Origin of the sequence: Curtobacterium sp. PhB130, from assembly GCF_003755165.1 — a bacterium.
GTDB lineage: Bacteria > Actinomycetota > Actinomycetes > Actinomycetales > Microbacteriaceae > Curtobacterium.
In genome coordinates this window covers 207,416-221,473 of sequence record NZ_RKII01000008.1, presented here as the reverse complement: position 1 = coordinate 221,473, position 14,058 = coordinate 207,416, and the positions used below count along the sequence as shown (strand labels likewise).

Genomic DNA, 14,058 nt, shown 5'->3' with positions numbered 1-14,058 from the left:
CTACAGGTCCCGGTACGTCCACCGCCCCGCGACCGCCGTCGCCAGCACCGGCATCGTCCGGAGCGACGCCGAGGACGCAGCGAGCGGGTCGGCCGCGACGAGCACCAGGTCCGCGACGTCCCCGACGGACACGCCGACCCGTCCGTCGGTCGACCCCGTCCACGCGGTGAGCGCGGAGAGCCGCTCCGCCGGGTGCCACGGCTCGCGCCCGTCCCGGTCGCGCCCGACCGCCGCGGCGAGCGACACCCACGGGTCGAGCGGCGCCACCGGGGCGTCGGACCCGAGGAGCACGCGGGCCCCGGCCCGGGCGAGCGACGCGAACGCGAACGCCCGGTCGGTGTTCCCCGCCCAGTGGCGGTCGGCGATGTCCCGGTCGTCCATCGCGTGCTCCGGCTGCACCGACGCCGCGACCCCGAGTCGCGCGAACCGCTCGACGTCGGTGTCGACGAGGAGCTGCGCGTGCTCGATGGTGCCCCGGGTGCCGACGGCCTCGAAGACGTCGAGCGCCAGGGTGTTGGCCCGGTCGCCGATGGCGTGGATCGCGGGGGTGAGCCCGGCGAGGACGGCCCGGCGCGTGATGGCGACGAGGTCCTCGAACGGCCAGGCGAGCACGCCCTCGCCGGAGTGCAGTGCCGCGGTCCTGGTGCCGAGCGACCCGTCGGTGACGACCTTGAACGGCCCCATCGTGAGGAGTCCCCTGGTGCCGTCGATGACGTCCCCGGTGCGCAACCCACGGTCGATCGCGGCGTCGAGCTCCGCCGGGTACACCCCGGAGGACACCCGGAGCGCGTCTGTGCCGCCGTGGATCCGGCGGACCCACCGGTCCAGCCCGAAGCGCATCTCCAGGTCGACGATGCTCCCGAGGCCCCGGGCGGCGCCCGCCTCGACCGCGTCGGCGACGTAGCCGTCGAGCACCGCGTCCGGGACCTGCGAGAGGGCACCGGTCACGTCGAACGCGTCCTGTTCGCGGAGGACGCCGTCCTCGCCGGCGGCGAGCGGGCGGCCGAGGATCCCGGAGAAGTGCGCGAGGGCGAGCGCGTTGCACCAGACGGCGTGCAGGTCGCCGCTGATGACGACCGCCGGGAGGCCCGGTGCGGCCCCGTCGAGCAGCGCACGTCGGGCGGGGGTCGGCCACAGACCGTCCCGGTAGCCGTGTCCGATGAGGACCGGATCCGAGACACCGGTGCGCGCCACCTCGGCCAGCAGGGCTGCCGTGGCCTCGGCGGAGTCGCACGCGGAGACGTCGACCCGGCGGCGGACGAGCGCCCACTGGTCGAAGTGGGTGTGGTGGTCGCGGAGGGCCGGGCCGAGCCAGGCCCCGTCGGCCTCGACGACGTCGGTGTCGGGACCGGACGCGTCGAGCGTGCCGGCCGGTGCGACCTCGACGACGACACCGTCCCGGACCAGCACGTCGGCAGGGGCCCCTGAGGTGCCCACCCGCCGGACGGTGCGCAGCAGGATCTCGGTCACCAGGCCTCCCGTCCGCCCTGGTCGTCGGGGGAGGCGGACCGGACCCGCTCCATCTCGTCGGCGAGCGCCGGCGACGCGTACGGGCCGTCCCCGCGGAGGCCCGCGATGACGTCGTCGACCACCTCGGGGGCCTTGTTCTGGGACAGCTTCGCGCGGGCGTCGAACCGGGTGACCCGGATGCGGATCCCCACGGTGCCCTTCGCGATCCGCCTGGCGGTGTCCTCGTCGACGTCGAGGGACACCGGCTCGGGCATCTCCCGCTCGAAGTGGTCGACGAGTTCGCCGAGGACCCGGAAGTTCTCCTCGTCGGTGAGGATCTCCGGGACGCCCCAGAGGTGCGCGGTGACGTGGTTCCAGGTCGGCACGAACTGCGACGCCGGGTACCAGGCGGGGGAGACGTAGCCGTGCGGTCCCTGCACGATGACGAGCACCTCGTGCTGGCCGAGTTCGTGCGCGAGTTCGTCGGGCCGGCCGACGTGCGAGACGAGGACGATCTCGTCGTCCGTGGTCGTCTCGAGGAGGAACGGGTAGTGCGACGCGACGATCCCCGCGGCGGTGTGCGACACGATCGTGGCCCACGGGTTGCCGTCCACGAGGCGCTTGACCTCGTCGGCCTCGGTCATCAGGAAGTGGGGCGTGTGTCGCATGCACGTCAGCGTGGCACAGGACCTCCGGCGAGCGCGAGGGCTGCCGTTTCCCCGGTGTTTCGGAACGGTAAATGTTTCAGAGCGCATTGAAAGAACTATTGCCTCGGAGCACCGAGCGGGCCTAGCTTCACTTCTCAACGACGACCCGAGGAGAGATCATGCGACGCAGGACGATGGCCGCGTTGGCCGCAGCGGCCACGCTGGCACTGGTGGCGACGGGGTGTTCCTCGAGCGGGAACGCCGACTCCGCCTCCGGTTCGGGCAGCACGCTCGTGTACGCCACCGGCGAGCCCGACCACCTCACGCCCGGCCGCCAGACGGTCGCGTTCGACCAGGTGATGAGCCTGTTCGCCCCGCTCACCCAGACCGACGCGAAGGGCACGCTCCACGACGTCGCCGCGAAGAGCGTCGAGAGCGACGACGCCACCACGTGGACGATCACGCTCCGCGACGGGTGGAAGTTCCAGAACGGCGAGGAGGTCACGCCGGAGAGCTACGTGAAGGCGTGGAACTACGTCGCCTACGGCCCGAACGCGTGGGAGAACAGCGGCCAGCTCGCGTCGATCGTCGGGTACTCGGACCTCAACCCGGCGAAGGGCACCCCGACGACGAAGGAGATGTCCGGGCTGAAGGTCACCGGCGACGACACCTTCACGGTCACCCTCACCCACGCGGACAGCCAGTTCCCGCTGCAGCTCAGCCAGGCGCAGACCGCGTTCTACCCGATGCCCGCGGCCGCGTACGACGACATCAAGGCGTACGACAAGAAGCCGATCGGCAACGGCCCGTACGAGATGACGAAGGCGTGGAAGGCGAACCAGGAGTTCACCGTCACCGCGTGGAAGGGCTACGAGGGCACGAAGCCCACGACCACGAACGTCACCTTCCGCAGCTACTCCGACATGAACACCGCCTACACCGACGTCCTCGCCGGGAACGCGGACGTGCTCTTCCTGCCGACCGACAAGATGACGAGCGCGAAGTCGGACTTCGGCGACAAGCTGCACTCCTTCGACGCCCCCGGCATCGACTACATCGGCTTCCCGCTCTGGGACGAGCGTTACTCCAACGCCGACGTGCGTCGAGCGATCTCGATGTCGATCAACCGCGAGCAGGTGAACAAGGCGATCTACGGCGGCCTGTACGACCCCGCCACCGCCCTCACGCCGCCGTCGATGTCCGGCACGCAGGAGGGCATCTGCGGTGACGCGTGCGAGTTCGACCCGGCAGCCGCGAAGAAGCTCCTGGCCAGCGCCGGCGGCTTCGACGGCACCATCACCCTCGTCTACCCGGGCGGCAACGGCCTCGACTCGCTGTACGAGGCGTACGCCAACCAGATCCGCCAGAACCTCGGGGTCGACGCCGAGGCGAAGGCCACCACCGACTGGGCCTCGTACTACTCCGAGCTGACCGACAAGAAGATCGAGGGCCCGCACTTCGGCCACTGGGGTGCGCTCTACATCAGCCAGCAGAACACCCTCCGCGCCCTGTTCACCACCGCCGGTGGCTGCGCCGCCTGCACGGGCTACTACCAGGACGACACCGTCGACTCGCTGCTCGCGAAGGCGGACTCGGCCGGGTCGCAGTCCGAGGCGAACGAGTACTACAACCAGACGCAGGAGGCCGTGCTCAAGGACTTCCCGATCGTCCCGACGTTCTTCGACAAGTACTCCTACGTCACGAGCGACAAGGTCACGAAGCTCCCCGCGGTCGCCGGCAGCCCGGTCATCGCCAAGATCGCCGTGAAGTAGGGGCAGGGGCACCACCGCATGGACAAGGACACCATCCTCCGGCTCGTCGCCGAGGTCCCCGACCACGACGGCTTCCCGCTCGTCGACGACCTGCACGCACGGTTCGACGCGCTCGCCGCAGCGCACCCCGACCGGGTCACCGTGACCCGGATCGGGACCAGCCGGCTCGGGGAACCCCTCAACGCGTACCGCGTCGGGGCGGGGTCGCACACGGCCGTGATCGTCGGGGGCGTGCACCCCAACGAACCGATCGGCTCGTGGACCGCGCTCCACCTCGCCACCACGATGGCCGAGGACCCGGACACTGCGGCGGCACTCGACACGACGTGGCACATCGTGCCGACGATCGACCCGGACGGCATGCGGCTCAACGAGGCGTGGTTCCACGACCCGCACGACCGGGTGTTCTACTCGCGGCACTTCTACCGGCCGGCCCCGGACAGCCAGGTGGAGTGGACGTTCCCGAACAGCTACAAGTCGGTGTACTTCGACCAGGTGCTGCCGGAGACGCTCGCGTTCATGCGGCTCATCGACGACACCGAACCGGACCTCCTCGTCTCGCTGCACAACGGCGAGATGGGCGGCGTCTACTACTACCTCTCCGAGGACCTGCCGGACGTGATCGACGTCCTGCACGCGGTGCCGGCCGCGCTCGGGCTGCCCCTCGACACCGGGGAGCCGGAGTCGCCCTTCCTCCGCGAGCTCGCCCCGGCGGTGTTCGCGATGGACGGGATCGAGGAGGCGTACGACTACCTCGAGGAGCTCGGCGTCGACCCGGGGGAGCACATCCACGGGGCGTCGAGCGCATCGTGGGCGCTCCGGCACGGCGCACTGTGCATGGTCGCGGAGCTGCCGTACTGGAGTCACCCGGACGCCGACGACCAGACCCCGACGGACGAGTCGTACGCCGACCTGCTCCGCCGGTGCGCCGACGAGCTCGGGGCGTCGGGGACGGAGCTGCAGGAGATCCTCGACACCGCGTCGCCGATGCTGACCATCGAGACGCCGTTCCTCGAGGGCTCCCGCGCCTTCATCCCGATGCTCGTGTCGACGCCGGAGACGGACCACGCCCGGGCCGACCGGGAACCCGCCGACCGGATGGCCACCGTCGCCGAACGCTTCGGCTGCGAGGACCTCGTCCGCTGCTTCCGGCTCCGCTACGGCGGCATGCTGCTCCGGGCGCTCGAGGCGGAGACGACCGCCGGCACGGCGTCCGCGCCGCTCCGGCGCCTCCGCGACCGGCTGGCCGAGCGGTACGCGCTCTGGCAGGCGGACGCGGTGAGCGACGCCGCACCGATCCCGGTGCGCAAGCTGGTGGGGGTGCAGTACGGGGCGATCCTCGCCTGCGCGAGCCACGTCGCGGAGCCGACCCGCGCCTCCCGTCCGCGTCTGGTCACCACGAACCAGCCGGGAGGCTCGTGATGCGTCCGGCGCTCGCCGTCGGCCGCCGGATCGGCGGCCTGGCGATCGTGTTCCTCGGGGTCACGTTCCTCATCTACGCGATGACTTTCGCGCTGCCAGGCGACCCGATCCGGGCGCTCGGCGGGGACCGGCCGCTCACCGAGTCGGTGGTGCGGGCACTCCGCGCCGAGTACCACCTCGACCAGCCGCTGTGGCTGCAGTACGTGCAGTACCTCGGTGGACTGTTCCGCGGCGACTTCGGCACCGACTTCAACGGCCAGTCCGTCGGCGCGCAGATGGCGTCGCGGTGGCCGGTCACGATCACCCTCGCGCTGACCGCGTGGGCGCTGGAGATCGTCCTCGGCATCGGGTTCGGGGTGTTCTCGGCGCTGAAGCGCGGCACCGTGCTCGACAAGACCGTCCTCGTCGGCACGATCGTCGTCGGAGCGGTCCCGGTGTTCGTCCTCGGCGTCGCCCTCCAGCTCGTGTTCTCCGTCCGGCTGCACTGGTTCCCGGTCGCGGGCGCCACCGCGGGGTGGCCGACCGCGTACGTCCTGCCCGCGTTCGTGATCGCACTGTTCGGCCTCGCCGCGGTGTCCCGGCTGACCAGGACGTCGATGATCGAGACGCTCGACGCCGACTACGTCCGGACCGCCCGCGCGAAGGGGCTCACGCCCGGCCGGGTCGTCGGTGTGCACGTGATGCGCAACTCGCTCATCCCCACCGCCACCTACCTGGCGACCGACCTCGGGTACCTGATGGGCGGCACCGTCATCATCGAGGGCATCTTCAACCTGCCGGGTGTCGGGAACCTGCTGTTCCAGGGCATCCGGTCGCACGAGGGAGCCGTGGTCGTCGGGATCTCGACCGCCCTCATCCTGGTGTTCCTCGTCACGAGCGTGCTCGTCGACCTGCTGCACGCCGCCCTCGACCCGCGCGTCCGATCGGGAGCCGCCGCATGACCACCTCCGCCATCGGCGCCACCGTCGAACCCGTCATCGCCGCCCGGCGTCGCCCGCTCGCCGCCGCGGCCCGGACGCCCGGCTTCTGGGTGCCGGCAGCGGTGCTCGTCGTCATCCTGGCGATCGCCGCGTTCCCGCAGCTCTTCGCGGGGCTGTTCGGGCACGGCGACCCCCGGGTGTGCGACCTCGGCCGGAGCGGGGACCCCGCGTCCGCCGGGCACCCGTTCGGGTTCGACCTGCAGGGGTGCGACGTGTACGCGAACGTGATCTACGGCACGCGGTCGTCCATCTCGGTCGCGGTGCTCACCACGGTGCTCGCCGGGATGGTCGCCCTCGTGGTCGGGACCGTCGCGGGCATGGTCGGCGGGTGGGTCGACGCGGTGCTCGCCCGCCTCACCGACGTGTTCCTCGGGTTCCCGTTCCTCCTCGGCGCCGTCGTCGTCCTCAACAGCGTCGGCGAGCGCTCGGTGCTGACGGTGTCCCTCGTGCTGGCGCTGTTCGGCTGGCCGACGATGGCGCGGCTCGTGCGCTCGAGCGTCCGGGGCGTCCGGAACGCCGAGTTCGTGCTGGCCGCCCGCACGATGGGGCTCTCCACGTGGCGGATCACGACCAGGTACGTGCTGCCGTCGTCGGTCTCGCCGCTGCTCGTCCTCGCCACGATCACCGTCGGTGGCGTGATCGTCTCCGAGTCGTCGCTGACGTACCTCGGCATCGGGCTGGAGAGCCCGGCGATCTCCTGGGGGCTGCAGCTCTCCGCGGCGACGTCGCAGTTCCTGCGTGCACCGCACATGCTCATCGCCCCGGCGACGTTCCTCGCCGTGACCGTCCTCGCGGTGATCGCGCTCGGCGACACCCTGCGCGCCGCACTCGACCCGCGTCGACGCTGACGGCAGTCTTGACCCCTGTGACCCCTGTGACCCGTTCTCGAAAGGACACCCTGTGACCGACACCGCCGTCGCGCTCGACGCGTACCGGAAGACCCTGCCCTACATCCGTGACTGGGTGGCGTACAAGGTGTGGCAACTGCGGGTGCCCGGCGTGCAGGTCGCGATCGGGTTCCAGGGCGAGGAGCTGTTCTCCGAGGCGTGGGGCTACGCCGACGTCGAGGCCGGCCGCCGCCTGACGACGAACGACCTGTTCCGGATCGCCTCGCACTCGAAGACGTTCACGTCGACCGCGCTGCTGCTCCTCGCCGAGCGTGGGTCCCTGCGCCTCGACGACACCGTGGGCACGTACGTCCCGGCGCTCGTCGACGGCGGGTCCCCGATCGCGGACGCCACCATCCGGGAGCTCATGGAGATGGGTGCCGGTGTGATCCGTGACGGGCACGACGGTGACTACTGGTCCCTGAAGCGGCCGTTCCCGGACGAGTCCGAACTCCTGGCGCTCGTGCTCGACCGCGGACAGAAGGTCCCAGCCGGGTCCTCGTTCAACTACTCCAACCTCGGGTACTCGCTCCTCGGGCTCGTCATCGCCGCGGTCACCGGGCGGACGTACAACGAGTTCGTCCGCGAGGCGATCGTCGAACCCCTCGGCCTCCGGAACACCGGCCCGGACTGGGACCCATCGCGCGAGGACGACTTCGTCATCGGGTACTCCGGCTTCCACGTGGCGCGCACCCGGCAGCGGATCGCGCACGTCGACACCCGCGCGATGGCCGCGGCGACCGGCTTCCACGGCACCGCGTCCGACCTGGTCCGGTACTTCTCCGCCCACGTCCTCGGACAGGGCGACCTGCTCAGCGACCACTCGAAGCGCCTCGCGCAGCGGAAGTCGTGGAGCGCGACCGAGGAGGACCCGGCAGCCCGCGGCTACGGTGCCGGCTTCATCGTCGACCGCATCGACGGCCGCGAGGTCCGCGGCCACTCGGGCGGCTTCCCCGGGCACATCACCCAGTCCCTGTTCGACCCGGCGTCCTCGCTGGTCGTGTCCGTGATGACGAGTTCGGCCGCCGGCCCCGCGACGCTCCTCGCCACCGGCATCCTGCACCTCCTCGACGCCGCGGCCGACACCGCGGCACCCGGGGCGGCCGTCACGGAGGACGCCGTCGCCGCGCGCTACACCGGTCGGTACGCGAACCCGTGGGGCGTCACCGACGTCGCCCGCGTCGGGGACCGTCTCCTCGCGATCGACCCGTCCGGCCCGGACCCGCTGGAGTCCCCGACGCGCCTCGAGCCCGTCGACGCCGACACCCTCCGGATGACGCACGGCAACCGGTTCGGCTCCGTCGACGAGGACATCACGTTCACCCGCGACGCCGAGGGCGCCGTCACCGGCATCCGCGGCAGCGGCGGGATGAGCGAGGAGCCGTGGTCGATCCCGGAGGAGACCCCCGACGTCGCGGCAGGCCTGGCGTGAGCACCACGCAGGCGGGGGACGCGCGCGACGACCTGCACCTCGAACCGGAGCGCCAGGCGTTCGTCGAGGAGTTCGCGATCATGCTCGCCGACGGTGCGGGCATGCCGTTGACGGACGCTCGGGTGCTCGGCTACCTGATCATGACCCGCGCGCCGTCCTCGTCGTCCGCGGATCTGCAGGCCGCGCTCGGCGCGAGCTCTGGCTCGGTGTCGACGGCGACCAGGCGGCTCGCGGACGCCGGGTTCGTGAAGCGCGTCACGGTGCCGGGGGAGCGGAGCCACTTCTTCCGCGCCGAGACCGACGTGTGGGGCAGCTGGCTGGCCGGGGAGCGGAAGTACCTCGACCGGCAGCGGGACATCATCGCCCGCGGGCTCGCGGTCGTCGAGCAGGACGGCCACACCGGCGACGGCGACGTCGACGCCCCGGTCCGTGAGCGCCTCCGCAACGGCCGCGACTACATGCAGTGGCTCAACGGCCACCACCGGAAGATGCTCGAGGACTGGGAGGCGTTCAAGGCCGCCCGGGACACGGGCGACGACGCACCAGGGACGGACTGACATGACCGAGCCGCGCGAGCACGTCCTCGTGGTCGACCACCTCACCGTGACGTTCGACGTCGAGGGTGAGGTCGTCCGCGCCGTCGACGACGCGTCCTTCACCGTGGGGCGCGGTGAGGTCGTCGCCGTCGTCGGCGAGTCCGGCTCGGGCAAGAGCATGACGGCCATGACGGCGATGGGCATCGCCCCGGAGGGAGCGCGGGCGTCCGGCACGATCCGCCTCGCCGGCGTAGACGTCCTCACCGCGGGGGAGCAGCGTCTCCGCGAGGTCCGCGGCCGCCGCGTCTCGATGATCTTCCAGGACCCGTCCGCGGCCCTCAACCCGGTGTTCACGATCGGCTTCCAGCTCGCCGAGGCCGTCCGGCGCGCCGACGCGTCCCTCGACCGCTCGGCCGTCCGCGAGCGCTCCCTCGACCTCCTCCGCGCGGTCGAGGTCCCCGAGCCCGAACGGCGGCTCGGCCAGTACCCGCACGAGCTCTCCGGCGGGCAGTGCCAGCGCGTGATGATCGCGATGGCGCTCGCCGCCGACCCCGAGCTCCTCATCGCCGACGAGCCGACGACCGCCCTCGACGTCACCGTCCAGGCCGAGGTCCTCGACGTCCTCCGCGCGCTCCGGGAGCGCACCGGCACCGCGATCCTCCTGATCACCCACGACATGGGTGTCGTCGCGGACATCGCGGACCGCGTCGTCGTGATGCGCCGCGGCCAGGTCGTCGAGTCCGGCACCGCGAGCGCCGTCTTCGCGGCCCCGGACGCGGACTACACGCGGGAACTGCTCGCTGCGGTCCCACGCATGACCCCGCACGGGTCGGAGGACCGGCTCGCCCCCGCGACGCCGCGCCCGTCGACGGTCCTCGACGTCCAGGGCCTCGTGGTCGAGTACGGCGGTGCGTTGCGTCGCCGGTTCCGCGCGGTCGACGACGTGTCGTTCACGGTCGGACGCGGCGAGATCGTCGGCCTCGTGGGGGAGTCCGGCAGCGGCAAGACGACCATCGGGCGGGCAGCCGTCGGCCTCGCCCCGATCACCGCGGGCACGATCGCCGTCGACGGCACGGACGTGTCCGGCGCGAGCCGTGCCGACCGCCGCACGATGCGCCGCCGCGTCGGGGTCGTCTTCCAGAACCCGCTCCGTTCCCTCAACCCGCGCTACACGGTGGGGCAGACGGTGGCCGAGCCGCTCCGCCAGATCCTCCGGCTCTCCGCCGCGGAGACGGGCGAACGCGTCGAGCGGTTGCTCGCCGACGTCGGCCTCGACGGCGGGTACCGGGAGCGTTTCCCGCACGAACTCTCCGGAGGCCAACGCCAACGCGTCGCCATCGCCCGCGCCGTGGCACTCGACCCGGCGCTCCTCATCGCGGACGAGCCGACGAGCGCCCTCGACGTGTCGGTCCAGGCCCGCGTGCTCGACGTGTTCCGCGAGCTCCAGGAGCGCCTCGGGTTCGCGTGCCTCTTCGTCACCCACGACCTCGCCGTCGTGGACACCCTCTGTGACCGCGTCGTCGTCCTGCACCAGGGCCGCGTCGCCGAGCAGGGCACGTGCGACGCGATCCTCCGCGCCCCGCAGGACCCGTACACCCGCCGACTCATCCAGGCGGCCCCGGTCCCCGACCCCGAGGAGCAGGCCACCCGCCGCGCCGCGCGCCTCGCGACACGCGCCGCCTGACCCGTCCCGCCGCCGCGCCGCCTGGCCCGTCCCGCCGCCGCGCCGCCTGGCCCGTCCCGCCGTCCCGCCGTCCCGCCGCCTCCGGACTCCGTCCCGCCGTTCACAACCGGATCCCGCCCCCCACACAGCCGCCCACCAGCCGACCCCGTTCACCGGCGCCAGGCTGACCGGGCTCGCCGCCCCCCCCGCCGGTCCGCGGCGAGGACGTTTTCGTTTTCCAATTTGGCCGATCCGGTTCACGAACCCCGGGGTTCGTGCACCGGATCGGTCAATCGAGAATCCGAAAACGTGTCTCCGTGCCCCGCAGGCGCGGCAGGGACGACTCGACGCGATCGAGGGTCCGACGCATCGCCCGGACGGAGGGGAACCCGGAGCCGGCCGCCACCTCGGCCGGATCGGCGCCGGCCAGCAGGTCCCGGCGGACCGGCAGGGTGCGGAACCACCGCGAGAACTCGTCGGGACCGAGTCCGGTCTCGGTGCGGAAACGGCGCCGGAGCGTGCGTTCCGAGGTGTTCGCGAGGGCCGCGAGCTCGGGGACCGTCGGGGGTGGCCCGGGGTCGGCGATCGCGTTGATGCAGCGGGTCAGGCTGTTGTCACGGAGCACGGGCGGCCGCCAGGTGCTGAGCGCCGTCGTCACGACCATCTCGGCCAGCGCGTCCTGGGGCGGGCCGGGCCACCGCTGCCCGACGAGGGAGCCGAGGTGCCGGAGGGTCAGGACGACGTCGGAGCCGGTGTCCCAGCCGTTGTCCTGCGGCTGCATCGTGGTGAGCAGCTCCGGGAGGCCGAGCACCTCGGGCATCAGCGGGCCGAACGCGACCTCGCCGTGGTGCACCCCGACCGCCGGGAACAGTGGGTCGTCGACACGGGGCGGCGGGTTCCGCGCACTGCGGGTGCCGACCCAGATCGGTGCGCAGCCGGCGAGGACCGCGACGCCGCCGGGTTCGAGGACCTCGTCGACGTCGCCGCGTCCCACCCAGACGCGCTCGATCTCCGTGGCGATCCACGTGTGGTGGACCCGGCCCGTCGGGAAGTCGTGGGTCCAGGCGGAGGCGAGATCGGCCTCCAGTCCGGCGCCGTAGGTGACCCGCATGCCGACCGCACCGTACATCGCGCGGAGCGCGTCACCCACCGGCCACCGTCAGCGCACGTCGGCGGTGGACCAGAGGTACCGCGCGCCCGCGCGGACCGGACGGAGCAGTGGTCCGACGAAGAGCAGCGCCGCGGCCACGAACGCGGCGAACTGGCCGATCGCGGGGATGGCGAAGAGCACGGTGAGCATGCTCTGCGGGGTCCCGGGCAGGGTGCCCAGCCAGATCGCGAGGCCGCCGAACAGCCAGACGAACGCGCCGACCGCGATGACCCAGCCCGCGACTCGCGAGGCGCCGGTGCCGCGGCGGAGCACCATGACGCCGAAGGTGATGAGCAGGGCTTCCGAGGTGATGAGCAGGATCGTCGTGATCGGGAACGAGAGCGGACCGAGCGGTGCCCAGGACAGCGCGGAGCAGAGCGCGGACAGTGCGAACCCGAGCGAGGTGCGGTCACCGCGGCGCCATGCGGACACGGCCACCACGACCGCCGCCAGCCCGCCCACGACGGCGGCTCCGACGAGGACCGGTTGTCCCGGATCCCACTGCGTCAGCACCACCTGTCCGGCGACCGGGCCGAGCGCTGGTGCCAGCGCGGCGACCACCGCGGCGAGTGCGATCCATCGATCCCTGACAGCAGCGTCCATGGGTTCAGGGTAGGGGTAACCCCACCCCCGATCCGGGAGCGGGCAGTATTGGGGAGAAGTCCCGTGTTCACGAGGCTTGAGTCATGACCGACACCGACCGTCTCGACCAGGCACCCACCGTGCCGCTGGACGACGCAGTACCGCCAGGAGCCACGACGCCCATGCCCGCGCAGCCGCCGACCCCGACCGCGGGCGAGTTCTACCGCGACGCGTGGAAGCGCCTGCCGCGGGACTTCGGGTACATGGCGCTGACGGCGGTGCTCCTCTGCACGCTGTACTTCGCGTTCCCGGCCGCGGTGCTCGGCGGTGGGTTCCGCGACCTGTTCAACCCGTTCGTCCTGCTGATGTTCTTCATCGCGCTGTTCGTCGCTCGGTGGCTCGGCCAGTTCGAGCGGCTCCGCATCTCGTGGGCCGACCCGCGGCCGATCCGCCCCGTCGACTGGACGCCGCGCTGGCAGCAGAACTGGTGGGCGCGCACCGGCTCGGCCGTGGCGAACCCGCACTACTGGCTGTACCTGCTGCACGCAGCCGTGGTCTACCCGCTCGCCGCGCTCGTCACGGTCGGGGCCGGCGCGGTCCTCATCGCCGGGTTCTTCGGGCCGATCGTCGCCGGGTTCACCGCGCTCCGCTGGGGCTGGCAGATCAACGAGTGGCTGATGCTCAACAGCATCGACTCGAACTGGGCGTGGATCCTCGGGGCGCTCGCCTGCGCAGTGAGCATGGCGGCCTCGGTCGTGCTGTTCCCGCTCTGGGCGCGCGGCTCGGTGATCGCGCACTACTGGATCGACTTCGGGCTGCTCGGTGGGTTCCGCGCCGAGGTGCTCGAGCAGCGCGTGGCGGGGCTGCAGGCCTCCCGTGCCGGGGCGGTCACGGCCGAGGGGCAGGCGCTCCGACAGATCGAACGCGACCTGCACGACGGTCCGCAGCAGCGCCTCGTCCGGCTCCGGATGGACCTGTCGGCGGCCGAGCGAGCGTTCGAGAAGGACCCGGCGGCGGCGAAGCAGCTCATCGGGGAAGCGTCCGAGCACGCGAAGGACGCCCTCGACGAACTCCGTGCCCTGTCCCGCGGGTTCGCGCCGCCGATCCTGCTCGACCGGGGACTCGTCGCCGCGCTCGAGGCCCTCGTCGCCCGCACGCCGATCCCGGTCGGGCTGGAGATCCGCCTGCCGGACGGCCTCGAACTCGCGACCGAGATCCAGCGCAACGTGTACTTCACGGTCTCCGAGCTCCTCACGAACACCACGAAGCACGCCGGCGCCCGGGCCGCGGGGGTCTACCTCGGGCTCGTCGTGGACGCCTCCTCGGTCTGGTACCTCACCGTGAGCGTCACCGACGACGGCATCGGGGGTGCCAGCGTGCAGGAGGGCCACGGGATCGAGGGGCTGATGGGCAGGATGCGGGCGCTCGACGGAGAGCTCACGGTGTCGAGCCCGACGGGAGGCCCGACCGAAGCGACCGCTCGGATCCCGCTCGGCGCCCTCAACGGGGTCCCGACGACTCGATGATGTCAATGTTCC

Annotated in this window: 12 protein-coding genes; 8 read left to right on the top strand and 4 right to left on the bottom strand. The window is 72.1% G+C overall.

The features are described 5' to 3' along the window. Together EDF24_RS11050 and EDF24_RS11045 are read right to left on the bottom strand one after the other, a co-directional pair. The gene (locus EDF24_RS11050) at positions 1 to 1,470 is read right to left on the bottom strand and encodes an amidohydrolase (protein ID WP_123653989.1); all 1,470 of its coding nucleotides are present in this window, start codon (positions 1,468 to 1,470) and stop codon (positions 1 to 3) included. Then, positions 1,467 to 2,117: an FMN-binding negative transcriptional regulator gene (locus EDF24_RS11045; RefSeq protein WP_123702886.1), complete on the bottom strand. Its 651-nt coding sequence runs from the start codon at positions 2,115 to 2,117 to the stop codon at positions 1,467 to 1,469. Before EDF24_RS11045 ends, EDF24_RS11050 begins: the two co-directional genes overlap by 4 nt. Positions 2,118 to 2,275: 158 nt before the next feature. On the opposite strand from EDF24_RS11045, the gene EDF24_RS11040 reads away from it, so the two are divergent. From EDF24_RS11040 to EDF24_RS11010, 7 genes are read left to right on the top strand one after another with little or no spacing between them, the layout of a single operon-like run. Continuing rightward, on the top strand, positions 2,276 to 3,868 hold the full coding sequence (locus EDF24_RS11040; protein ID WP_260233421.1) for an ABC transporter substrate-binding protein: 1,593 nt from the start codon (positions 2,276 to 2,278) through the stop codon (positions 3,866 to 3,868). 18 nt (positions 3,869 to 3,886) lie between these two features. After that, a complete protein-coding gene (locus EDF24_RS11035; protein WP_123702884.1) occupies positions 3,887 to 5,290 on the top strand; it encodes a M14 family zinc carboxypeptidase in 1,404 nt (467 codons plus the stop codon). Next, positions 5,290 to 6,231, top strand: coding sequence for an ABC transporter permease (locus EDF24_RS11030; protein ID WP_123702882.1), 942 nt, complete (start codon positions 5,290 to 5,292; stop codon positions 6,229 to 6,231). Before EDF24_RS11035 ends, EDF24_RS11030 begins: the two co-directional genes overlap by 1 nt. After that, positions 6,228 to 7,118, top strand: a complete 891-nt coding sequence (locus tag EDF24_RS11025; RefSeq protein ID WP_123653985.1) for an ABC transporter permease — start codon at positions 6,228 to 6,230, stop codon at positions 7,116 to 7,118. The genes EDF24_RS11030 and EDF24_RS11025 overlap by 4 nt, the downstream gene beginning before the upstream one ends. Before the next feature lie 52 nt (positions 7,119 to 7,170). After that, positions 7,171 to 8,589, top strand: coding sequence for a serine hydrolase (locus tag EDF24_RS11020; RefSeq protein WP_260233420.1), 1,419 nt, complete (start codon positions 7,171 to 7,173; stop codon positions 8,587 to 8,589). Next, complete coding sequence (locus EDF24_RS11015) at positions 8,586 to 9,146, top strand: GbsR/MarR family transcriptional regulator (protein WP_243698287.1); 561 nt, start codon at positions 8,586 to 8,588, stop codon at positions 9,144 to 9,146. The genes EDF24_RS11020 and EDF24_RS11015 overlap by 4 nt, the downstream gene beginning before the upstream one ends. Position 9,147: 1 nt before the next feature. Beyond that, positions 9,148 to 10,809 carry an ABC transporter ATP-binding protein gene (locus EDF24_RS11010; protein WP_123653983.1) on the top strand — a complete coding sequence of 554 codons (1,662 nt, stop codon included), beginning with the start codon at positions 9,148 to 9,150 and terminating at the stop codon, positions 10,807 to 10,809. A gap of 268 nt (positions 10,810 to 11,077) precedes the next feature. Here the strand turns inward: EDF24_RS11010 and EDF24_RS11005 are convergent, their stop codons facing one another. Next, entirely contained in the window at positions 11,078 to 11,938 is an 861-nt protein-coding gene (locus EDF24_RS11005) for a helix-turn-helix domain-containing protein (protein WP_123702877.1), read from the bottom strand. 9 nt (positions 11,939 to 11,947) lie between these two features. Continuing rightward, positions 11,948 to 12,541 (bottom strand): hypothetical protein, encoded by a 594-nt coding sequence (locus EDF24_RS11000; protein WP_123653981.1) that lies wholly within the window; start codon positions 12,539 to 12,541, stop codon positions 11,948 to 11,950. Between the two features lie 83 nt (positions 12,542 to 12,624). Here EDF24_RS11000 and EDF24_RS10995 point away from each other — a divergent pair, with 83 nt between their 5' ends. Then, positions 12,625 to 14,046 (top strand): sensor histidine kinase, encoded by a 1,422-nt coding sequence (locus EDF24_RS10995; RefSeq protein WP_123653980.1) that lies wholly within the window; start codon positions 12,625 to 12,627, stop codon positions 14,044 to 14,046. Positions 14,047 to 14,058: the final 12 nt, after the last annotated feature.

What these genes read in the sequence shown, in the direction of transcription:
- EDF24_RS11035 (WP_123702884.1), top strand. Translation starts at nt 3,887, where the DNA reads ATGGACAAGGACACCATCCTCCGGCTCGTCGCCGAGGTCCCCGACCAC.
- EDF24_RS11010 (WP_123653983.1), top strand. Translation starts at nt 9,148, where the DNA reads ATGACCGAGCCGCGCGAGCACGTCCTCGTGGTCGACCACCTCACCGTG.
- EDF24_RS11000 (WP_123653981.1), bottom strand. Translation starts at nt 12,541, where the DNA reads ATGGACGCTGCTGTCAGGGATCGATGGATCGCACTCGCCGCGGTGGTC.
- EDF24_RS11045 (WP_123702886.1), bottom strand. Translation starts at nt 2,117, where the DNA reads ATGCGACACACGCCCCACTTCCTGATGACCGAGGCCGACGAGGTCAAG.
- EDF24_RS10995 (WP_123653980.1), top strand. Translation starts at nt 12,625, where the DNA reads ATGACCGACACCGACCGTCTCGACCAGGCACCCACCGTGCCGCTGGAC.
- EDF24_RS11040 (WP_260233421.1), top strand. Translation starts at nt 2,276, where the DNA reads ATGCGACGCAGGACGATGGCCGCGTTGGCCGCAGCGGCCACGCTGGCA.
- EDF24_RS11025 (WP_123653985.1), top strand. Translation starts at nt 6,228, where the DNA reads ATGACCACCTCCGCCATCGGCGCCACCGTCGAACCCGTCATCGCCGCC.
- EDF24_RS11030 (WP_123702882.1), top strand. Translation starts at nt 5,290, where the DNA reads ATGCGTCCGGCGCTCGCCGTCGGCCGCCGGATCGGCGGCCTGGCGATC.